The sequence below is a fragment of the Pseudomonas sp. LAMO17WK12:I5 genome, assembly GCF_900215165.1.
GTDB lineage: Bacteria > Pseudomonadota > Gammaproteobacteria > Pseudomonadales > Pseudomonadaceae > Aquipseudomonas > Aquipseudomonas putida_A.
Map to the genome: position 1 here is coordinate 332,791 of NZ_OBDS01000004.1, position 19,596 is coordinate 352,386.

Consider the following 19,596-nt stretch of genomic DNA (forward strand, 5'->3'; position numbering starts at 1 on the left):
CACGGCCAGGCAGGCAATGAAAAAATCATATAGCTGGCTAATGTTTCTATCCAATATATTGTTCGACCTGTTTGATAGCTTTAACGACCTAATGGGGTTTCCATGGAATTGCGTCATCTGCGCTACTTCATCGCCGTCGCCGAAGAACTGCATTTCGGCCGCGCGGCACAGGTGCTGGGGATCTCTCAGCCACCGCTGAGTCAGCAGATTCAGGCGTTGGAGCAAGAGGTCGGCGCGCGGTTGTTCGAGCGCACCAATCGTCGGGTCGAGCTGAGCGAGGCCGGCCGATTGTTTCTGGAGGAGGCGCGGCTGGTGCTGGCGCAGGTCGACAAAGCGGCGGACGTCGCCCGGCGTGCGCAACTCGGCGAACTCGGCGAATTGAAGATTGGCTTCACCTCGTCGGCGCCGTTCAACTCGACCATTCCCCAGGCGATTTTTGCTTTTCGTCAGCGTTTCCCGGCAGTGCACCTGAACCTGCGGGAGATGAGCAGCACCATGGTCGCGGATGCGCTGGTGGATCAGTCGATCGAAGTCGGCATCATGCGCCCGCTGGGCCTGCCGGATTCGCTCAGTGTGGTAGAGCTGATGCGTGAGCCGCTGGTGGCGGTGCTCGGCTCCAAACATCCGTTGGCCCAGGGCAGCGAGGAAGGGCTGTTCCTCTCGGCGCTGGCGCTGGAGCCGTTCGTGTTCTTTCCACGCAGCTATGGCAGCGGTTTGTATGCGCAACTGCTCAGTCTGGCCCGCGATGCCGGATTCAGTCCGCACTTCGCCCAGGAGGCGGGTGAGGCGATGACCATCATCGGACTGGTCGCAGCGGGGCTGGGGGTTTCGGTGTTGCCGGCGTCCTACCAGCGGATGCGCATTGATGGTGTGGTCTATCGACCACTGCTCGATCCGGAGGCGGTGTCGGCGGTGTGGCTGGTGCAGCGCAAGGATCAGAAATCGCCGATGGCCAAGGCGTTTGTCGAACTGCTGACACGCAAGGTTGAGCCTTCAAAAGCTTGATTGCTGCGCAATCAAATCGCGAGCAGGCTCGCTCCCACAGGGGAACGCATTCCAAGGTTGGAGCGAGCCTGCTCGCGAAGGCGTCAACTCGAACACCAACGCCCCTCAGGGCAACCGCACCAGATCCCCCTTCAACGCCACCCGCGTCACAAATACCCCGGCCCGGCACTCATAGGTATTCAAATCCTTGCGCACATGCTGGTCGTAATAACTGACGATATTGACCACCGCATTCGCCCCGACCCGTTTGGCATCGGCCTGCAACTTGATCAGGTTCGACTGCAGCACCCACTCGCAGGAGTCGTGATCGCTCTTGTTGAAACCGTTGGTGCGCAAATCACTGACCACATCCCGGCGTAACAACTGCTACGTGCCCTGCGGCCCGTTGCCGATCAGATAGAACTTCACACTGCCATCCAGCCGCCCGGCGCGGATCGCATCCGAGAGCACGGTTTCGAACGGCATGTACATCAGGTTGGTGGCGTGGCTGGCGATGGGCAATAGCCCGAGGAGTGCGGCGGCGATCAGGGCTTTCACTTGCATGGTCATCTCCTTGACTTTGCGAGTCAGCATTCAACGATTTAACGAGTGTAGACACCGTACGTCGGTGCAGAAAAAACCATCTGGAACATGTGTAGCTCAAGGGCTACACTTCCGAGCATGCCCGAGATTATTCGAAGTTCAACATTCTCCAGCTGGCTTTTGAAGCTGGCTGACAGCCGCGCCAGGATGCGTATTCAGGTGCGCATTGATCGTATGGCCGATGGGAATTTTGGTGATGTCAAAGCCGTCGGTGAGGGGCTCAGCGAAGTCAGAATTGACTATGGCCCCGGATATCGAGTCTATTTCATGCAACAAGGTCGGCAAGTGGTCATCCTCCTTTGTGGCGGAGACAAGAGCAGCCAACCCCGAGATATCAAGCAAGCCAGGCTCATCGCGGAGTCTTGGCAGGAGCAAAACCCATGACCGAACAATTCACTCGTTGGGACTCAGCCGAGTACCTCAAGACAGAAGAGGACATGGCCAATTATCTGGATGCCTGCATGGAGGAGGCTGGAGATGATCCTGCCTTTATCGCCAAGGCACTGGGCACCATTGCGAGAGCGCGAGGCATGACCCAAGTCGCACGTGACGCCGGGCTGTCTCGAGAAAGTCTCTACCGTGCACTGTCAGGTGAAGGAAATCCTGAGTTTGGAACGATTCTGAAAGTGGTAAAGGCGTTGGGCTTGAAGTTACATGCCAGCACTTGAGCTGAACAGAATAGCAAAGGGCGCCGCAAGGCGCCCTTTGTCGTTTCTACAGTTCAATCAATCAACGTGCGCCAAATCCCCACGCAACGCCACGCTCGACACCACCAGGCCGGCGCGGCACTGGAATTTCTCGGTGTCTTTGTACAGGTCGCGCTGGTCGACGCTGGCGATGTTGATCACGGCGTTGGCGTCGGCTTTTTTCGCGGCGTTCTGCAGGGTGGCGAGGGCCGACTGCAGCGCCCAGAAGCAGGCGTCGGCGTCGGATTTGTTCGAGCCATTGGTCTTGCGGCTGCTGCTCACGGTGTCGAGTTTGCGCACTTGCTTGGGCAGGGTTTCGCCGGCCAGGTAGAACTTCACGCTGCCGTCCAGCAGGCCGGCGTCGGTGGCGCGTTTGACGCCCTCGCGAAAGCTCAGGTAGGTCGGTTCGTCGGCGCCTTGCTTGACGATGCCCAGGTCGTTGACGAACTCGATGTCCGGGTTGATCGACAGTTCCTTGAGCACATTGTCGCGCAGGCGGTTGACCCAGCGGTTGTAGTTGCCGTGGATCTTGCCGTCCTTGGCGTCGAGGCCGTAGCTGCTGCGGTAGTCGATTTCAAACGAGGTCGGGCTGAACGGGATGTCGACTTCGGCGTGGTGACGGCCGCGTACGGTAATCGCCGCTTTGATCATGCCCGGGCGCACCGACTGCACCACCCACTGGCGATCATTGAGCGCGGTGACGATGGCGCGGCTCATCTGTTGCTGGGTGAAGCCGAGGTTGGGCGAGAACTCTTCCTTGGCGTTGTAAACCGGTTTGCTGGTGCAACCGCCGAGCACAAAGGCCAGGGCCAGCAGGGCGGCGATGCGGTGAAACTGAGTCATTCCCTTCACTCCAAACGTGTTGCGGTCAGTGCCAGCGGCGGAAAATCAACGAGGTGTTGACGCCACCAAAAGCGAAATTGTTGTTCATCACGTACTCGTGATGCATCTGGCGGAATTCGCCGCGCAGGTAATCGAGCTTGCCGCAGTGCGGGTCGACCTCGTCGAGGTTGAGCGTGTGCACATACAGGTCGCGATTCATCATCTCGATGCTGAACCATGACTCCAGCGCCCCGCAGGCCCCTAGCGTGTGGCCGAGGAAACTCTTCTGCGAGCTGATCGGCATGTGTTCGCCGAACAGACTGCTGGTCGCCAGTGTTTCGGCAATGTCGCCCTGTTCTGTAGCCGTGCCGTGACCATTGACGTAACCGATGGCATCCGGCGTCAGCCCGGCGTCTTCCAGCGCCAGCTCCATGGCGCGGCGCATGGTGATCTGCTCGGGGCGGGTGGTGTGCTGGCCGTCGGCGTTGCTGCCGAAACCGACGATCTCGGCGTGGATCCGCGCCCCGCGCGCCAGCGCATGCTCCAGCTCTTCAAGCACCAGCATGCCGCCACCTTCGCCGATCACCAGACCGTCGCGGCCCTTGTCGTACGGACGTGGGCTGGTCTGTGGCGCGTCGTTTTTCAGGCTGGTGGCGTACAGCGCGTCGAAGACCATGGCTTCGGTCGGGCACAGTTCTTCGGCACCGCCGGCGAGCATCAGCGGCAGCCGTCCGAACTTGATCGCCTCGTAGGCGTAACCGATGCCCTGACTGCCGCTGGTGCAGGCGCTGGACGTCGGGATCAGGCGTCCGGTGAGGCCGAAGAAAATGCTGATGTTGGCCGCGGTGGTGTGCGGCATCATCCGCACGTAGGAGTTGGCGTTGAGCCCCTCGGCCACCGAGTTCAGCAGCATGTTGCCAAAGGCCTTGATCTCGTCGGTGCTGCCGGTGGACGAACCACAGGCCACGCCCATGCGCCCGTCCTTGATGGTTTCGTCACCGAGCAGGCCGGCGTCAGCCAGCGCCTGTTCCGCCGCACCCACCGCCAGCCGTGACACCCGGCCCATGCTGCGCAGTTGTTTGCGGGTCCAGTGCGGCGGCACGACAAAATCATCGATCGGCCCGGCCAGACGGGTGTTGAGTTCGCTGAAGCGGTCCCACTCGTCCATCCGGCGGATGCCGCTGCGGTTGGCCGCGAAGTTGCCGGCGATGGTCTGCCAGTCGCTGCCCAGCGAGGTGATGCCGGCCATGCCGGTGACGACAACGCGCTTCATCAGCACAGGCCTCCGTTGACCGCCAGGACCTGGCGGGTGATGTACGAGGCTTCCGCCGACATCAGGAAATTTACCGCAGCAGCGACCTCTTCCGGGGTGCCCATGCGTTGCGCGGGGATAATTTTCATCAGCTCTTCCACCGGCACGTTTTCGTCGAGCATCGCCGTGTTGATCAGGCCCGGCGCGACGCAATTAACCGTGATTTTGCGCTTGCCCAGTTCAATCGCCAACGCTTTCGCCGCACCGATCACCCCGGCCTTGGAGGCGCTGTAGTTGACCTGGCCACGATTGCCGATCAAACCCGACACCGAAGTGATGCAGACGATCCGACCGGCGGCGCGACGACGGATCATCGGCATCATCACCGGGTGCAGGACGTTGTAGAAACCGTCGAGATTGGTGCGCAGCACCACGTCCCAATCGTCATCGCTCAACGCCGGAAAAGCGCCATCGCGGGTCAGGCCGGCGTTGAGTACCACGCCGTAATAGGCGCCGTGGGTTTCGACGTCGGCTTCGAGGATGGTTTTGCAGGTTTCGCGGTCGGCGACGTCGAATTGCAGGATGCGCGCGTTGCGGCCCAGCGCTTCGACTTCGGCTTTCACGGCCTGGGCTTCAGCCACTCCGCTGCGGCAATGCAGGACGATGTCATGCCCGGCCTGCGCCAGACGCAAGGCAATGGCGCGGCCGATGCCACGGCTGGAGCCGGTGACCAGTACGGATTCAGTCATCGTTCGACTCTCTGTTTTGTTCAAGGTATTGGCTGGGCTGCGGCGGGCGGAAAACGTTCAGGCGGGCGCTGGCCTCGATGCCGGGGGCATTGATGTGGCATTCGAAAACCCCCATGCCGTTGTCGTCTTCCAGCGAGCGGATGCCATGGATGGTCAGTTCGCTGCCGGCCGGAAACGCCTCGACGTTGCACTCGAATTTACGCGTGCCGAGGAGGAAACCCAGCTCCACCGGATTGCCCTTCTGCCGCGCGTGGCAACCGGCGAACGCGGCGACGCTTTGCGCCATCAGCTCGACGCCGACCCACGCCGGCAGGCTGCCGTCAGGCAGATTGAACAAGCCGTCGGGCTTGACGGTGAGGCGGGTGTGGATCTGTTCCTCGTCGAAGCTGAGGATGCGGTCGAGCAGAATCATGTCGCCAGCGTGGGGCAGCAGTTCGGCGAGCGGCCAGTCGTTCATGGGGCGTCTCCGATAATCAGGCTGACGTTGTTGCCGCCGAAAGCAAACGAGTTGCTCATCAGGTAGCGGGGTGCAATGGACGACAGGCGCTCGCTCGTGGTCACCCACTTCAGCGCCGGCAACTCGGGGTCGGGCTGAGCGTCCCAGACGTGCGGCGGCAAGGCTTGCTGCGGGTTGTCGGCGCTCAGGCTCAGCCAGCAGAACGCTGCTTCCAGCGCACCGGCAGCACCGAGGGTGTGGCCGGTCATCGGCTTGGTCGACGAGCAGGCCACGCCGCCCGGGAACAGCGTGGCGACCGCCAGACTTTCCATCGCATCGTTGTGCTGGGTCGCGGTGCCGTGCAGGTTCAGGTAGCTGATTTGCGCCGCTTGCAGCTGTGCGCGGCTCAAGGCTTTCTGCATTGCTTGCAGGGCGCCGCGGCCGCTCGGTTCCGGCGCGGAAATATGGTGCGCGTCGGAGCTGGCACCGCTGGCGAGCAGGGCAATGGCCGGGCCGTCGCCGCGTTGCTTGCTCATCAGGAACAGCACCGCCGCTTCGCCGATGTTGATGCCGTTGCGGTTGGCCGAGAACGGATTGCAGCGCTCGTCGGACACCGCTTCCAGCGCGCTGAAACCGTTGAGCGTGAGTTTGCACAGGCTGTCGACCCCGCCGCACAGCACCGCGTCGCACAGGCCCAGATCGAGCAAGCGCTGCGCGCTCATCAACGCCCGCGCACTGGACGTGCAGGCGGTGGAAATCACGTAGGCCGGGCCGCTGAGTTGCAGCCAGTCGGCGAGAAAATTCGCCGGGGCGCCGAGTTCCTGTTGCCGATAGTCGTACTCGGCCGGGAACTGCTGCTCACGAAGGTAGTGCGCCAACCCGCGACTGGCTTCGTCGATCCCCGAGGTGCTGGTGCCGAGCACCACGCCGATGCGCGCGCGACCATAGGTCTGGATCGCCCGATCGATGTCCTCGCGAATCTGCAGTGCGGCTTCCAGCAGCAGTTGATTATTGCGGCTGCTCTGGTCGGCCAGTTCGGCCGGAATCGCCGCCAGTTCACCGTGCACCGCCGCCACCGGCAACTCACGCCCGGCCACCCAGCCGGACTCGCGGCGCATGCCCGAGCAGTCACCGGCAAACAGGTTGTGCGCGACCTGGTGCTTGTCGCGACCCAGCGCGCAGATCACGCCGAGGGCATTGAGGTAGGCAGTCATGGCGTCGGTTCACCGAGGGGAGAAACCCGATAGTGCGGGCCTTGGGGCAGATTCAATTCGAAGCTCAACGGTTGTGCATAACGGACCGCCCAGCGCGGCGCCAGCGTGCGTTGCTCGCCCTGCTGCTGCGCGGCGGGGTAATTGCGCGCCAGTTCGCCGGAGGGGGTCAGGGCGAACAGCAGCGCGGCAAACAGCTCCCGGGCCTCCGGATTGGGCGGCAGCAGCCCGTCGGCCTGCCAGCGACCGTCGATCAGTTGCTGACGCGCCTGAGGGATGCCCAGCGGATCCATCATCGACCAGCGGATGCCGGGGCCTTCGCGCTGGATCACCAGCAGCCAGTCCTGGCGCTGATCGGCCTGTTGGCGTTCGATGTGCAATTGCAGCGGTAACGGCAGCGTCGGGTTGCTCGCGGGCAGCGGGGCCTGGCTGGCGCAACCACTTAGCAGGGTAAACATCACCAACATCAGCCACACCACAAACCTTGTAGGAGTGAGCCTGCTCGCGATGACGGTGGCACATTCGAAAAACATGTTGGCTGACCCACCGCTATCGCGAGCAGGCTCACTCCTACAGGTTATGTGTCGCATCAGAGACCACCTTCAAGCGGTTTTCGGGCAACAACGTTGACCAACGTTTCCTCACGCTCGCCAAACGGCTTCGGCCGGCGCAATCCAAACCGCTCCAGCAGTCCGAAATCCTGCGACCGGCTCCACCACAAATACGGGTACGAGACATTGCGCTCGCCAAACTCGAAACCCTGCTGGCGAATCATCTCCAGGTACTGCGCCGCGCTCTTCTGCACATGCATCGGATGGCGGAACAGCCAGCGAATCACCCAGGTATCAATGTAAGCCTCGGTGGACTCGGCGAACAGCAGATAACCGCCCGGTTTGAGCACGCGATAGAACTCGGCGAGGGCTTTGTCCTGTTCGACCAGATGATGAAAGGTCTGGTGGCAGAACAGCAGGTCGACACTGGCATCGGCCACATTGAGCGTTGCGCAGTCGCTGCCGATCAGCTCGACATCGAAACCCTGGCGCGCCGCTTCTTCGGCGCTCAGTTGCAGGCTGTGCGGGTCGGCATCGACGCCGATCAGACGCTGTGGGGCGAAGGTCTGGCGCAGGTGGCGGAACGATTTGCCCTGACCACAGCCCGCATCCAGCAACACCGGACTGGCCGGCAGCGACTCGCTGAACAACCCGCGCAAATCGTTGATCGCCACGCGCAACACATGGTGCTGCCAGGTGTGGCTGCGCAGGAACCAGAAACCGAAGCGGGTTTCCTCGACGTAGCTGTCGCTCAAGTAATTCATGGGGCGTCCTTTGCACAGAGTTCGGAAATCATCTTCAACCGGCGGCGCGCTTCGCTGACGAACGGGTTGCGTTCATCCCAGGCATAACCGGCGAGGATCGAGCAGATCATTCGGCGAATCTCCGCCTGACTGTCTTGATAAAAAATCACGTCCTGAAAGGTGCCGGCATACCAGCCTTCGACGTAGCAGCGGAAGGTGTCGACCCCACGTTTGAGCGGTTCGGCGAACTCGCGCTGCCAATCGACGGTTTCGCCCTGCAACTGTCGGTGCAGGACGGCGGCGGCCATGCTCGCCGAACGCATGGCGATGGTCACGCCGGAGGAGAACACCGGGTCGAGAAATTCCGCGGCGTTGCCGAGCAGGGCGAAGCCGGGGCCATGCAGGGTTTTCACATTCGCCGCATAACCACCGAGGGTGCGCGCCGGAGTGTCCCACACCGCGTTGTTCAGCACGCCGGCGAGGCTTGGGGTTTCGGCGATGAAGCCGCGCAGGCAGGCGTCCAAATCGCTGTCGCGACCCTTGAAGTGTTCGGCGGCAGCCACCACGCCCACCGAGCAGCGCCCGTTGCTGAACGGGATCGTCCAGAACCAGATGTCGCGGTGCTCGGGGTGGGTGGTGACGAGGATCTTCTCGCGGTCGAAGGCCGGGTTGTCGATGTGATCTTCAACGTGGGTGAACACCGCCTGGCGCACCGGGAAATTCGATGGCGCTTCCAGCTCGAGCAAACGCGACAGCACGCGCCCGTAGCCGCTGGCGTCAAGTACGAAATCCGCTTCGACGCGGTACTCGCTGCCGTCTTCGCGTAGCACGTCGAGCTGCGGTTTGGCCCGGTCGAAATCAACGCGGACGATGGCATCGCCGTAACGGATCTCGGCACCTTGCAGTGCAGCCTGATCGGCCAGCAGCTTGTCGAAATCGGCGCGCTGCACCTGGAACGTGGTGGGTTTACCTGCGGTGAAGGTGTCGCTGAAATCGAAGGCGCTGTAGCGCTCGCCCCAAGCGAACGCAGCACCGGTCTTGCGCTGGAAGCCGGCGGCGTTGACGGCGTCGAGCATGCCGGCTTCTTCGACGAAGTCCAGGCAATGGCTGAGCAGGCTTTCACCAATGGAAAACCTCGGGAAGTGCTGGCGCTCGAGCACCAGCACATCGTGGCCCTTGCGCGTGAGCAGCGCAGCGGCGATGGCGCCGGAAGGGCCGGCACCAATGATCACTACCTGACGACGTTGCATTTCAACGGTTGGCACGTGAACTCCCGGGCGCAGTGGCGGTGGTTTTCAGGGGCGCGCGGTGCAGGCCGATCAGGGCCGGCAACAGCGTCGCGATCAGGCCCATCAGCATCAGCGCGAAGTACAGCGCCGGGCTGATCAGCTGTTGTTGCAGCAACAGGTTGAGAAAGACGATTTCACTCAGGCCACGAATATTCAGCAGCACGCTTTCACGCCAGCGGCTGGCGCCTTCGAACGACGCACCGGCCCAGCCCAGGCCCAGCCAGTTGCCGAGCAGTTTACTGGCAATCGGCAACAGCAGCAGCGCCGCCCATTGCACCGCGCCGAGGCTGGCGAGGGCGCTGTGCACGTCAATCTGCACGATACCGAAGGTGAGGATCAGCGGGATCGCGATCCATGTCTGCAAACGGCTCATCCACCGCGCCGGCAATGGCAGCACCAGCGGCACTTTCAGCAAGGCTATGCACAGCAGATAACCGATGCCGAAAATCAGTGCGTTGAGTTTGTAGTGCTCGGCCAGCACCAGCAGCGCAAAGAAACCAAGGCTGTAGGTCAGCGGTCGACGCACGCGCAGCAGATGCAACAGCAGCGGCACGCAGGCCAGTCCCAGCGGCAACAACAGGCTGCTCAGATGCAGACTGCCCTGAGCGAGACCGAACAGCGTCCAGCAGGTCAGGTCGATGAGGATGGCGGTCTGCACCAGACGCCGGGTGGCGGCGGGCGGGTAGTCGATGTGACGCAAATACAGATACAGCACCGGGATCGCCGTGATCGCGAACACCAGCCCAATGGCCAGCGAGTTCAGCCACGGTTGCGCCGGCAGCAGCCAGCAGGCGGCGGCCAGACCGCAGGCGAACGGCACGGCAAAACTCGGCACGGCGATTTTCACGCTCTGGCGGTCCAGCCGCAGGTCGATCACATCACTGAGAATGTGCCCGAGCAACAGCGCAAAACTCAGGCTGTAGAGGTCTTTCAGCCACCCCGGCGCGATCAGTTCGGCACCGCTGAGCTGCCAGCCCGGTTCGATCCAGAAGTACATCAACAACGGCAAACCGAAACTCGCCAGCAGCAACTGGCTGACGATCGGTATCAGGCCGAAATGCCGACCGGCACGGGTCGCCACAGCGAACAGCGCCAAGGCCATCAGCCAGAAACCGACGACCATCACGCTGCCGGCTCCACGACGGCGGCGCGGTGGACGTGACGTCCGGCCCACGGCGCCAGAATGAAACTGAAGGCCAGCCCGAGGCTGACCGCCAGGCCGAAATTGCTCACCGCCGGCGTGCTCGACACCGCCAGCAAACCGAACGACAGCCAGGTCGTCAGCGCTGCCAGCAAGGTGCCCAGCAAGCTGACAGCCGCACCGCCGACCTGCTCACGCATGAGGATTGCGTAATCGACGCTGATCGCCGTTACCAGCAGCAGGCCGAACAGGCTGAACAGGGTCAGCGGCTGACCGAGCCAACCGAGACTGGCCAGGCTGCACAGCGCCGCCAGCAGCGGCAAGGCGACGATGCGCAACGCGCCGCCGAAGCCGAACGGCACGGTCAGCACCAGCACAATCAACACGCAGGAGGCGAGTTTTAGTTCGGCGGCGCTGATCTGGGTCGCGGCGAACACGTTGTTCAATTCGCCGAGACGATCCACCAGCATCACCCCCGGCAAGTCCAGGGCTTGCACCCGCAGCAGTGACGGATTGTTCAGGCCTTGCAGGCTGGTCATCGCCGCCACGCCGTCAGCGGTCGGGCCGAGCCACAGCGTACGGTAAGGCTCGCCTAACGGCCCGGCCAGTGCCGCGTCGATGTCTTCGGCAGGCAGGTTCTGCAACTGCTGCAACTCGGTTTGCAACGCCGCGAGCGGTACGCCGAGCTCGAGCAGTGGCTGCCAGTATTGCGGCAGTTTGCTCAGCGCTTCGCGAACCTGCTGTTGCTGGCTCGGCGGACTGAGCAGTTGATCGAGGGCCAGATAGCCTTGCAGTTTGTCGAGGTTGACCAGTTGCTGCAGACGCTCGCTCAACGCGGCCTGACGCTCCAGCAGTTGCTGCTGATTGGCGCCGCGCACGAGGAAGAACTGGCTGGTCGGCTGATAGCCAGTGATGCGCGCGATGGTCTGCGCTTCATCGGTCAGGCGTTGTGGCGCACCGACCCACTGGCGGATGTCGTTCTTGCTTTGCAGCTGCACCAGACCGCCGGCGCAGAACGCGATCAACAGCGCCAGCAGCACCGGGGTGCGCACGTGTTCGAGCAGGTTTTCGCGCAGTTGCACCAAGCGCTCGGCCAGACGCAGCGGCCATTGCGCCGGTTGCAGCTCAACGTTGTTCAGCAGGGCCGGCAGCAGGCACACCGCCGACAGATAGGCACCGAGCAATCCTGCGGCAGAGAACACCGCGATTTGTGTCAGCGCCGGGAAGGGCGTCCAGGCCAGCGCCAGATAACCGATGGCGCTGGTGATCAGGCTCAGCGTCAGTCCGGAGAGTGTCAGGCGCAGCGCCGGCCAGCTGCGCCACGGCTTGAGGCTCCAGCTTTTCGACAGATAGTGCAGCGGGTAATCCACCGCCACGCCGATCAGGCTGGAGCCGAGTACCAGGGTCATCACGTGCATGTGGCCGAACAGCGCCACGCAGGCCACCGCGCCGAACAGCATGCCCACCAGCACCGGCACGAACGCCAGCAGCACCCGCCAGCGACGAAACGCCAACAGCAGCAACAACAGAATCCCGAGAGTGGCGCCGCCGCCGACCCAGGTCATTTCGCGGGTGGCTTGTTGCTGGCCGTTGGCGGCGTACAGCAGACCGCTGGCGGCCAACAGTTGCACGTCGGATTTCGCCGCCTGCTCGCGACTGTGCTGCAGCAGATCGGCGACTTTCAGCGGCAGGTTCATGTCGAAGGCATTGCCGGTGGTGCGCGCGCGCAGCAGCACCCAGCTCTTGCCGTCGGCATCGGCGACCAGTGCGCCGCTGCCGATGTCCAGTTGCACCGCGCCGTGTTTCGGCTGGCTGTTCTGAATGCGTCCGGTCAGGCCCAGCCAGTCGTCCTGGCTCGGCACCAGGGTGAAACCGTTGAACGGGTCGAACAGTGCCTGAACCCGTTGCTGAATGAACGCATCGGGATGCTCGGTCAGCAGTTGCCGGTCATCCGCTGAGAGCATCGCCAGTCGCCCTTGCAGCAGTTGCGTGCGCAGCGCTGGCAGATCCGCCTGCAGGTTCCACTGAACCTTTTCGAACAGACCGCTGGCCTGCCATTGCTCGCCGAGGGTCTGCGCCATGGCCACCGCTTGCTGGCGATCGGCGTGGCCGACCAGCACCAGCATTTCCCGATTGAGCGGTTCCTGCATGCGTTGTTCGGCGCGCAGTTCGAGGGCGTCAGGGTTGGTCCCGGGCACCAGTTCCATGAGGTTGGCCGACAGCGGCGCACCGTCGCGCCACTGCCACCCGGCCAGCGCGACGACCGCCAGCAGCAGGATCAGAAACAGCCACGGCAGCCTGCGCTCACTCGGCAAAGTCATGTTGCTCCGCTTCGCTCAACGGTTGACCGGAGGTGCTGTCCTGCATGCGCAGCACGGTGCTGTCGCCCTGGGTTTCCAGCAGTTCGATGGTCTGTACCAGCTCACCGCCGTCGATATTGATCTGATTGAACACTTGCTTGAGCAGCACCGAGCGCGGGGTCAGGGTGAGCTTCCACTGCTGTGCGTCGCCGCTCAGGGCCAGTTCGAAATCCCGTTGCAAACCGCTGCTGTCGCCTTGCAGCACAGCGAGGAACAAGCGGTTCTGTTCGGCACCGGCGCTCTTGTTCGGCAGCAACTGCCAAGCGTTGCCGTCACGACGGGCGATGCCGTTGGCGGTGATGCGGTAATCCTGTTGCAGCGGGGTCTTGAGCAGCCAGAGCAGGCCGTGATTTTTCGCCAGGACGAAGTTGCCCTTGCTGATCAATGGCTGAGGCAGGGCGCGCAAGTGTTTTTCCTGAATGAACTGGCCGTGGATCACTTCCGGTTTCGCCAGTTGCTCGCTGAGCTGTTGCAGGTCGAAGGCGTTGGCCAGCGTCGACACGGCGAGCAGCGCCATCGCGCCAAGGCATTTGCAGAACAGGTTCATCGCAGCATCCTTTCCACCGCATCGGTGAACACTTTGGGTGAGGCCAGTTGCATCTCGCGGCTGCTGATCTCGACCGCTACCTGCACCGAGCTGGCACGGGTCAGGCGTTCGCCGGTCTGCAGGTCGGTGATCAGATAATTGATCTTCAAGCGGTTCTCCCACTCCACCAGACTGGCGCGTACGTTCAAGCGCTGGCCGAACACCGCGCCGCGCACATAACGCAGTTGCAGGTCGATGATCGGCCACGCGTAACCGGACTCGGACATCTGCGTGTAGTTGTGGCCGATCTGGTCGAGCAGCGCGCAGCGCGCCACTTCCAGGTATTTGACGTAATGCCCGTGCCAGACCACGTGCATGGTGTCGACGTCGAAAAACGGTACGAGGATTTCCGTGTCGGCGTGCAGCACTCCGGCGCTACGCATGCAGCCTCCAGTGTTGCTCGGCGATACGTTGCAGACACAGGCGTAATTCGCCTTCGAGTGCACGGTCTTCGATGACCGGCGGGAAGTCCTTGGCCAGCTCTTCGTGCATGGCGGCCAGCGAAGGTGGCAGCGCGCGTGCGTCTTCATCGCGACCGCGCAGCCAGACGCCCTGATTGGCCGCGAGCAAGGTGGCGGCGGCGACCTGCTCGGTCAGCTCCAATACGCGGATCGCGTCACGGGCGGCGATGGTGCCCATGCTCACCTTGTCCTGGTTGTGGCACTCGGTGGAGCGTGAGAACACGCTGGCCGGCATGGTGTTTTTCAGCGCTTCGGCGGTCCAGGCGCTGGTGCCGATCTGCACAGCCTTGAAACCGTGGTTGATCATGGCGCGATCCGCCGGGGCGCCGGACAGGTTGCTCGGCAAACCGTGGTTGTAGCGCTCGTCGACCAGCAGCGCGAGCTGCCGGTCGAGCAGGTCGGCGACGTTGGCCACCAGATTTTTCAGGCTGTCCATGGCGAACGCGATGTGCCCGCCGTAGAAGTGCCCGCCGTGCAGCACGCGTTCGGCTTCGGCGTCGATGATCGGGTTGTCGTTGGCGCTGTTGAGTTCGGTCTCGATGAACGCACGCAGCCAGTTCAGGCTGTCGGCCAGCACCCCGAGCACGTGTGGGGCGCAGCGCAGCGAGTAGCGATCCTGCAGGCGATGCAGCGGCGCGGTCGGCGCGTCGATCGCCAGATCCTTGCGCAGCCATGCGGCGACTTGCATCTGCCCCGGATGCGGCTTGGCGGCGAACAGACGCTCGTCGAAGTGTTCCGGATTGCCTTGCAGCGCGACCACGTTGAGCGCGGTGATGCGCGTGGCGAGTTGCAGCAGATAGTCGGCGCGGGCGAAGGCGAGGCAGGCGAGGCCGGTCATCACCGCCGTGCCGTTCATCAAGGCCAGCGCTTCTTTCGGACGGAGCACCAATGGCGTCCAGCCCAGTTCGCGATGCACGTCGGCCGCTTGCCGGCGTTCGCCACGGAACAGCACTTCGCGCTCGCCGGACAGGGTGGCGGCGACGTAGGACAGCGGCGTCAGATCACCGCTGGCACCAACCGAACCTTCTTCGGGGATCAGCGGCAGGATGTCGTGTTCAAGGAAGGCGTGCAGGCGCTCCAGCAGTTCGATGCGCACCCCGGACACGCCGTGACACAGCGACTGCAAACGCGCCGCCAGCACGGCGCGGGTGGCTTGCGCGTCGAGCAGTTTGCCGAGGCCGCAACCGTGGAAGGTGTAGAGATGACGCGGCAGTGCCTCGACGTGATGCAGCGGCACCGCGACCACGCAGGAATCGCCGTAACCGGTGGTCACGCCGTAGATCACGCCTTCCTTGTCCAGCAGCGAATCGAGGAACCGTGCGCCTTTGGCGATGCGCTCGCGGTAAGCGGCGTCGCTCTGCAACTGCACGGGCGCCTGACGGTTGGCCAGGGCCAGCACGTCTTCGATGCGCAAAGGGCGTTCGCCGAAGGTTACCGGCTCATGGGTTGGCGTCGTCATCGGTCTTCCAGAAAGGGTAAAAGTTGAACCATTGGTGCGGGGCTTCGAGGCAATAGTGACTCAGGCGCTGCGCATAGCGGGTGGCCCACTGATGAATGACCTGCTCGCGCTCGCGGCGTGTCCAGGTCACGCTGTCGGCGAACGGCTCGAGGGTCAGGCGATAGTGGCCGTCCGGTTGTTTCAGGCACATCAGCAGATTGACCGGGCATTTGAGCAAACCGGCCAGCAACCACGGGCCTTGCGGAAACGCTGCCGGGTGGCCGAGAAAATCCACGGTGACGCTGCGCCCGCCATGCAACGGTACGCGGTCGCCGGCAATCGCCAGCCATTCGCCGCGCTCCAGACGTTCGTGCAGTTGCAGCATGATCACCGGATCCAGTTCGCTGACCTGAATCAGGCGCAGATTGGTCGCCCCGGCCTCGCCCAGCAAACGGTTGAACTGCTCCGCGTGCTTGGTGTGCACCAGCACATTCATGGTGACCTTTTCGCCGATCTCGGCCAGCGCCCGGCAGACTTCGAGGTTGCCTAAGTGCGCGCCGACCAGCAGTTGCCCGCGACTGCCGCGCAACTGATTGCGCAGCAATGCCGGGTCGATGATTTCGATCTGCTCAATGCGGATCTTGCCGTTCCACACGTCGAGCTTGTCGAGCAGCGAATCGGCGAACGCCATGAACTGGCGGAACACCCGCCAGTAACTCGGTCGCAATTCGGCACGCTGGCTCCAGTCGGCCAGCCGTTGCTGGTATTGCCAGGCACTGTTGCGCGCGGTACGGCCGAACAGGAAGAAGTACAGGACGATGCCGTACAGCAGCGGACTGAGCAGACGCCGGCCAAGCACCTTGGCGGCGAACGCGGTGAATTTCATCAGCAGGAAGCTGCCGCGTTCTTCGCGGTCGGCCCAGTGCTTCTTGTCGGTCTCGACGCTCATGTGCGCCACCGGCGCCAGAGGATCAGCGGCAGGCGCAGCAGCATGCCGAAGAATAACCGGGTGTGCATGCTGGAAATCAGCGCGTTGTCGTGCAGCAGACGGAAGTGCGAGACGCCGTCCAGCGGGTAATGCACGCTGGTCTGCAGCCAACGCATCGGCTGGTTGCGCCACGACAGGCGCACGAGGATGTCGGAGTCGAAATCCATGCGCTTGCCGACCCGCGCCGAGTCGATCACCGCCAGCGTCGGGGCCAGCGGATAGACGCGAAAACCGCACATCGAATCGCGGATCTGCAACGACAGCGTATTGATCCAGACCATCACGTGGGTCAGATAACGTGCGTACAAGCGGCCCTTGGGCACGCTCTCGTCGAACAGCGGATAACCGCAGATCATCGCCTCCGGGTGGGCGCGGGATTCCTCGACGAAACGGGCGACGTCGTGCAGGTCGTGCTGGCCGTCGGCGTCAACCTGCAGGGCATGGGTGAAGCCCAGACGCGCAGCTTCGCGCAGGCCGGTCATCACCGCGCCGCCCTTGCCCTGATTGAGGGTCAGGCGCACCAGATGCACGCTTTCGCGTTCGGCCAGCGCATCCAGCACTCGCGCGCAGGACGGGGTGCTGGCGTCGTCCACCAGAATGCACGGCAGGCCTTGGGCGAGCAGCGCGTCGACCACGGTGCCGATCGCGGTTTCATGGTTGTAGACCGGAATTACGGCGCAAGGGTTATGCATTGAACACATCCCCACTGTGGCGAGGGAGCTTGCTCCCGCTGGGCTGCGAAGCGGCCCCAAATCCAGTCGACATAAAATTGCTGGCGAGCGCTTCGCACTCGAGCGGGAGCAAGCTCCCTCGCCACAGGTTATGCATCGGCAGTTCCCAGGATGATTCGTCCGCTGGAGCAGGTCGCGGTGTCGTTACGGTAGGCGAAATACAGTTTGCCGCGCTCGGGATCGAAACGCAGGTGCAGCTGGATTTCATCGCCCGGGCGCACCAGTTGCTGGAATTTCAGCACTTCCATGCCGGCAAATTTGCCGGCCAGGTTCAGCAGTTGTCGGCCAAGGTTCAGCGCCCATTCGACCTGTACCACACCGGGCAGCACCGGGGCCTTGGGGAAGTGGCCGCTGAAGTAGGCCAGGTCCGGCGGAACACTCAATTGCAGGCTCCACTCGCCGTCGGTTTCGACCTGCTCCAGCACTTCCGGAGCTTTCGGCCGTGGCGCCAGCAGCAGGGCTTCGATGTCGGCCTGCGGCAGCTTGCCCTGGCTGTTCAGCGGCAGTTGCCGCACCAGACGCCAGCGCCGGGGCAAGGCCAGCGCCTCGCAATGCTGGCTCAGGTGTTTGCGCAGGGCTTCGGTCAGGCTGCGGCGGCCGTGCTCGCGCAAGGCAAACAGGCCCGCCTCGCTGAGCACCATCAAGGCGCCAAGCACCGCACGGTTTTCTTGAACCACGCCCAGCCGTGCTTCGGCGACCCACTCGTGGGCGACCAGTGCCTGTTCGAGCATCGGCAGGGAGATACGCTTCTCTTCGAGTTTGACGATACGGTCCAGCCGCCCGAGCAGTTCGAAACGCCCGTCGGCAGCGATACGCGCGGCGTCGGCGGTGTGCTCGACATGCCCGGCCGGCAGGTAGGGCGAGGCGATCAGCAGGGCGCCGTCGCTGTCCTGACTCAGTTCAACCCCGGCGAAGGGCTGCCACAGGCTGGCGCCCTGACGCCAGGCGATGCCGCCGGTTTCCGAGCTGCCGAGGATTTCGGTCGGCCACTGTTGCAGGCGTTGCTGCAGGCTCTGTGCCGCGTCTGCGGGTAAAGCGCCGCCGGAGGAAAACACCCGGCGCACGGCGCTCAGGGCCGGCCAGTCGAGGTTGTCGCCCATGCGTTTGAGCAGTGCCGGGCTGCCGACCCAGGCGAAGGCCGGGTGTTCGCGGCTGGCGCGCTGCAGGTCTTCCGGGAACGCCAGTTGCCTGCGCACGAACGGCCGTCCGGCGCACAGCGGCCACAGCACCCGGAACAACAAACCGTAGATGTGCTGGGTGGCGACGCTGCCGATGATCCAGGCTTCACCCAGATCCGCGCCCCACAGTTGCTCCAGTGCCTCGACCTCGTTGGCCAGTTGGCGCAGGGTCTTGTCGATACGCTTGGGCTCGCCGCTGGAGCCGGAGGTGCACAGGCTCAGGCGGCACTGCTCGAGGTCGAGTTCAGCACCGGGCAGGGCCGGCTGCAGCAGATCGCTCAAGTGAGCATCATCGGGGTGATCGCTCAACCACAGATCGACCTCACTCGACCAGCGCTGGCGGGTCTGCGCTTGCAGGTCGGAGGGCAGCAGGACGGCGACGCCCGCGCGCCAGGCGCCGAGCAGGGCGATGGCGAGGTCGGCGGCATCTTCCAGATGCACCGCCATGCGCTGCACGCCGCGTGCCTGCAGGCCGGCGGCAACGCTCAGCGCCTGCTCGCGCAGTTGCGTGTGGTCGAGCGCCGGGGCGGCGCTGATCGCGCGCTCCGGCAGGGCCTTGAGCAACAGTTGCTCAAGTTTTATCCAGTTCATTTACGGCCTCTTACCCGTTGTCGTATCAGCCATTCAATGGCAAACATCAGGCCGATCAATCCGTAGGAGATCAGGCCGGTGTACAACATCCACCAATGCAGCGGCGCCCACAGGGTCAGGAGCGCGGCGCACAAACCGTTGCAGAAGAAAAACACGCTCCAGGCCACCGTGACCTGGCGGGTGTAGCGGATCGCTTCGGGCGGCAATTGCGGCTCGCGCAATCGCGCCAGACGCTCGACCATCGGCGGCCCGTATTTCAGGCTCAGGCTGAACAGCACCAGCATGAAGCCGCTGATCAGCACCGGATACCAGCGCAGCAACAGCGGACTGTCGAACAGCGCCAGCAGCAGGCAGAACACGATCGCTACGCAGGCCATCCAGCGGCTGCCGGGTTTGCGCTCGCCGGTCAGCGCGCGCGCCAGCCACAGCCCGCCCAGCAGCAGTCCGAACTGCCACGGGGCGAAGTGCTCCATGCCGAAATACACCGCAAAGGGGTACAGCAGCCCCGCCAGCAGCAGGCCGAGGCCGATCAATCGGCTCATGCGGCCGGTTGAACCAGACGGTAGACCGCCTCGACCACGTCACCGACGGTGCGCACCGATTTGAATTCTTCGGCGGCGATTTTCTTGCCGGTCTGGCGTTTGATGTGATCGATCAGGTCGACCGCGTCGATGCTGTCGATCTCCAGATCCTGATACAGGTTGGACTCCAGGCTGATCCGCGCCGGATCCAGTTCGAACAGCTCGACCAAGGCATCGCGCAGGGTGTTGAAAATGTCGTCACGAGTTTGCATGGT

21 protein-coding genes and 1 pseudogene are annotated in these 19,596 nt (G+C 63.4%); 3 read left to right on the plus strand and 19 right to left on the minus strand.

All coding sequences use genetic code 11. The features are described 5' to 3' along the window. The first annotated feature begins 102 nt into the window (after positions 1–102). Positions 103–1,005, plus strand: a complete 903-nt coding sequence (locus tag CRO59_RS09290) for a LysR family transcriptional regulator (protein ID WP_097087028.1) — start codon at positions 103–105, stop codon at positions 1,003–1,005. Positions 1,006–1,110: 105 nt separating this feature from the next. Here CRO59_RS09290 and CRO59_RS09295 read toward each other — a convergent pair. Then, a pseudogene (locus CRO59_RS09295) lies at positions 1,111–1,548 on the minus strand (excinuclease). A gap of 117 nt (positions 1,549–1,665) precedes the next feature. Here CRO59_RS09295 and CRO59_RS09300 point away from each other — a divergent pair. Together CRO59_RS09300 and CRO59_RS09305 are read left to right on the plus strand one after the other, a co-directional pair. Next, positions 1,666–1,971 (plus strand): type II toxin-antitoxin system RelE/ParE family toxin, encoded by a 306-nt coding sequence (locus CRO59_RS09300; protein ID WP_041074898.1) that lies wholly within the window; start codon positions 1,666–1,668, stop codon positions 1,969–1,971. Continuing rightward, complete coding sequence (locus tag CRO59_RS09305; protein WP_007943750.1) at positions 1,968–2,255, plus strand: addiction module antidote protein; 288 nt, start codon at positions 1,968–1,970, stop codon at positions 2,253–2,255. Before CRO59_RS09300 ends, CRO59_RS09305 begins: the two co-directional genes overlap by 4 nt. A 57-nt stretch (positions 2,256–2,312) precedes the next feature. Here CRO59_RS09305 and CRO59_RS09310 read toward each other — a convergent pair whose 3' ends face one another. The 18 genes from CRO59_RS09310 to CRO59_RS09395 form a co-directional block, all read right to left on the minus strand. After that, a complete protein-coding gene (locus CRO59_RS09310) occupies positions 2,313–3,116 on the minus strand; it encodes a hypothetical protein (RefSeq protein WP_027611326.1) in 804 nt (267 codons plus the stop codon). 25 nt (positions 3,117–3,141) lie between these two features. Beyond that, positions 3,142–4,368, minus strand: coding sequence for a beta-ketoacyl-ACP synthase (locus tag CRO59_RS09315; RefSeq protein ID WP_096794699.1), 1,227 nt, complete (start codon positions 4,366–4,368; stop codon positions 3,142–3,144). Further along, complete coding sequence (gene fabG, locus CRO59_RS09320) at positions 4,368–5,096, minus strand: 3-oxoacyl-ACP reductase FabG (protein WP_097087030.1); 729 nt, start codon at positions 5,094–5,096, stop codon at positions 4,368–4,370. The genes CRO59_RS09315 and fabG overlap by 1 nt, the downstream gene beginning before the upstream one ends. Continuing rightward, positions 5,089–5,553, minus strand: coding sequence for a hotdog family protein (locus tag CRO59_RS09325; RefSeq protein ID WP_096794700.1), 465 nt, complete (start codon positions 5,551–5,553; stop codon positions 5,089–5,091). Before CRO59_RS09325 ends, fabG begins: the two co-directional genes overlap by 8 nt. Beyond that, positions 5,550–6,746 (minus strand): beta-ketoacyl-[acyl-carrier-protein] synthase family protein, encoded by a 1,197-nt coding sequence (locus tag CRO59_RS09330; protein WP_097087032.1) that lies wholly within the window; start codon positions 6,744–6,746, stop codon positions 5,550–5,552. The genes CRO59_RS09325 and CRO59_RS09330 overlap by 4 nt, the downstream gene beginning before the upstream one ends. Then, positions 6,743–7,333 carry a hypothetical protein gene (locus tag CRO59_RS09335; RefSeq protein ID WP_177408980.1) on the minus strand — a complete coding sequence of 197 codons (591 nt, stop codon included), beginning with the start codon at positions 7,331–7,333 and terminating at the stop codon, positions 6,743–6,745. Before CRO59_RS09335 ends, CRO59_RS09330 begins: the two co-directional genes overlap by 4 nt. Then, positions 7,333–8,058, minus strand: a complete 726-nt coding sequence (locus CRO59_RS09340) for a class I SAM-dependent methyltransferase (protein ID WP_096794703.1) — start codon at positions 8,056–8,058, stop codon at positions 7,333–7,335. Before CRO59_RS09340 ends, CRO59_RS09335 begins: the two co-directional genes overlap by 1 nt. Beyond that, complete coding sequence (locus CRO59_RS09345) at positions 8,055–9,302, minus strand: NAD(P)/FAD-dependent oxidoreductase (RefSeq protein WP_097087033.1); 1,248 nt, start codon at positions 9,300–9,302, stop codon at positions 8,055–8,057. The genes CRO59_RS09340 and CRO59_RS09345 overlap by 4 nt, the downstream gene beginning before the upstream one ends. Next, positions 9,289–10,452, minus strand: a complete 1,164-nt coding sequence (locus tag CRO59_RS09350) for a sodium:proton antiporter (protein ID WP_097087035.1) — start codon at positions 10,450–10,452, stop codon at positions 9,289–9,291. Before CRO59_RS09350 ends, CRO59_RS09345 begins: the two co-directional genes overlap by 14 nt. Continuing rightward, positions 10,449–12,788: an MMPL family transporter gene (locus CRO59_RS09355; protein ID WP_097087037.1), complete on the minus strand. Its 2,340-nt coding sequence runs from the start codon at positions 12,786–12,788 to the stop codon at positions 10,449–10,451. Before CRO59_RS09355 ends, CRO59_RS09350 begins: the two co-directional genes overlap by 4 nt. Then, positions 12,772–13,374 carry an outer membrane lipoprotein carrier protein LolA gene (locus CRO59_RS09360; RefSeq protein WP_096794707.1) on the minus strand — a complete coding sequence of 201 codons (603 nt, stop codon included), beginning with the start codon at positions 13,372–13,374 and terminating at the stop codon, positions 12,772–12,774. The genes CRO59_RS09355 and CRO59_RS09360 overlap by 17 nt, the downstream gene beginning before the upstream one ends. After that, positions 13,371–13,796 (minus strand): thioesterase family protein, encoded by a 426-nt coding sequence (locus CRO59_RS09365; protein ID WP_027611337.1) that lies wholly within the window; start codon positions 13,794–13,796, stop codon positions 13,371–13,373. The genes CRO59_RS09360 and CRO59_RS09365 overlap by 4 nt, the downstream gene beginning before the upstream one ends. Continuing rightward, the gene (gene hutH, locus CRO59_RS09370) at positions 13,789–15,333 is read right to left on the minus strand and encodes a histidine ammonia-lyase (protein ID WP_097087039.1); all 1,545 of its coding nucleotides are present in this window, start codon (positions 15,331–15,333) and stop codon (positions 13,789–13,791) included. The genes CRO59_RS09365 and hutH overlap by 8 nt, the downstream gene beginning before the upstream one ends. Beyond that, positions 15,314–16,261: a glycosyl transferase gene (locus CRO59_RS09375; RefSeq protein ID WP_096794709.1), complete on the minus strand. Its 948-nt coding sequence runs from the start codon at positions 16,259–16,261 to the stop codon at positions 15,314–15,316. Before CRO59_RS09375 ends, hutH begins: the two co-directional genes overlap by 20 nt. Beyond that, entirely contained in the window at positions 16,258–16,992 is a 735-nt protein-coding gene (locus CRO59_RS09380; RefSeq protein WP_027611340.1) for a glycosyltransferase family 2 protein, read from the minus strand. The genes CRO59_RS09375 and CRO59_RS09380 overlap by 4 nt, the downstream gene beginning before the upstream one ends. Positions 16,993–17,120: 128 nt before the next feature. Continuing rightward, positions 17,121–18,800, minus strand: coding sequence for an acyl-CoA synthetase family protein (locus CRO59_RS09385; protein WP_097087041.1), 1,680 nt, complete (start codon positions 18,798–18,800; stop codon positions 17,121–17,123). Next, on the minus strand, positions 18,797–19,342 hold the full coding sequence (locus tag CRO59_RS09390) for a membrane protein (RefSeq protein WP_027611342.1): 546 nt from the start codon (positions 19,340–19,342) through the stop codon (positions 18,797–18,799). Before CRO59_RS09390 ends, CRO59_RS09385 begins: the two co-directional genes overlap by 4 nt. Further along, positions 19,339–19,593: an acyl carrier protein gene (locus tag CRO59_RS09395; protein ID WP_003220947.1), complete on the minus strand. Its 255-nt coding sequence runs from the start codon at positions 19,591–19,593 to the stop codon at positions 19,339–19,341. Before CRO59_RS09395 ends, CRO59_RS09390 begins: the two co-directional genes overlap by 4 nt. Positions 19,594–19,596 lie beyond the last annotated feature (3 nt).

Excerpts from the sequence above, each read along its gene's own strand:
- CRO59_RS09365 (WP_027611337.1), bottom strand. The coding sequence starts at position 13,796 with ATGCGTAGCGCCGGAGTGCTGCACGCCGACACGGAAATCCTCGTACCG.
- CRO59_RS09385 (WP_097087041.1), bottom strand. The coding sequence starts at position 18,800 with ATGAACTGGATAAAACTTGAGCAACTGTTGCTCAAGGCCCTGCCGGAG.
- CRO59_RS09310 (WP_027611326.1), bottom strand. The coding sequence starts at position 3,116 with ATGACTCAGTTTCACCGCATCGCCGCCCTGCTGGCCCTGGCCTTTGTG.
- CRO59_RS09330 (WP_097087032.1), bottom strand. The coding sequence starts at position 6,746 with ATGACTGCCTACCTCAATGCCCTCGGCGTGATCTGCGCGCTGGGTCGC.
- fabG (WP_097087030.1), bottom strand. The coding sequence starts at position 5,096 with ATGACTGAATCCGTACTGGTCACCGGCTCCAGCCGTGGCATCGGCCGC.
- CRO59_RS09355 (WP_097087037.1), bottom strand. The coding sequence starts at position 12,788 with ATGACTTTGCCGAGTGAGCGCAGGCTGCCGTGGCTGTTTCTGATCCTG.
- CRO59_RS09290 (WP_097087028.1), top strand. The coding sequence starts at position 103 with ATGGAATTGCGTCATCTGCGCTACTTCATCGCCGTCGCCGAAGAACTG.
- CRO59_RS09335 (WP_177408980.1), bottom strand. The coding sequence starts at position 7,333 with ATGCGACACATAACCTGTAGGAGTGAGCCTGCTCGCGATAGCGGTGGG.
- CRO59_RS09340 (WP_096794703.1), bottom strand. The coding sequence starts at position 8,058 with ATGAATTACTTGAGCGACAGCTACGTCGAGGAAACCCGCTTCGGTTTC.
- hutH (WP_097087039.1), bottom strand. The coding sequence starts at position 15,333 with ATGACGACGCCAACCCATGAGCCGGTAACCTTCGGCGAACGCCCTTTG.
- CRO59_RS09300 (WP_041074898.1), top strand. The coding sequence starts at position 1,666 with ATGCCCGAGATTATTCGAAGTTCAACATTCTCCAGCTGGCTTTTGAAG.
- CRO59_RS09325 (WP_096794700.1), bottom strand. The coding sequence starts at position 5,553 with ATGAACGACTGGCCGCTCGCCGAACTGCTGCCCCACGCTGGCGACATG.
- CRO59_RS09315 (WP_096794699.1), bottom strand. The coding sequence starts at position 4,368 with ATGAAGCGCGTTGTCGTCACCGGCATGGCCGGCATCACCTCGCTGGGC.
- CRO59_RS09380 (WP_027611340.1), bottom strand. The coding sequence starts at position 16,992 with ATGCATAACCCTTGCGCCGTAATTCCGGTCTACAACCATGAAACCGCG.
- CRO59_RS09395 (WP_003220947.1), bottom strand. The coding sequence starts at position 19,593 with ATGCAAACTCGTGACGACATTTTCAACACCCTGCGCGATGCCTTGGTC.
- CRO59_RS09305 (WP_007943750.1), top strand. The coding sequence starts at position 1,968 with ATGACCGAACAATTCACTCGTTGGGACTCAGCCGAGTACCTCAAGACA.
- CRO59_RS09390 (WP_027611342.1), bottom strand. The coding sequence starts at position 19,342 with ATGAGCCGATTGATCGGCCTCGGCCTGCTGCTGGCGGGGCTGCTGTAC.
- CRO59_RS09375 (WP_096794709.1), bottom strand. The coding sequence starts at position 16,261 with ATGAGCGTCGAGACCGACAAGAAGCACTGGGCCGACCGCGAAGAACGC.
- CRO59_RS09360 (WP_096794707.1), bottom strand. The coding sequence starts at position 13,374 with ATGAACCTGTTCTGCAAATGCCTTGGCGCGATGGCGCTGCTCGCCGTG.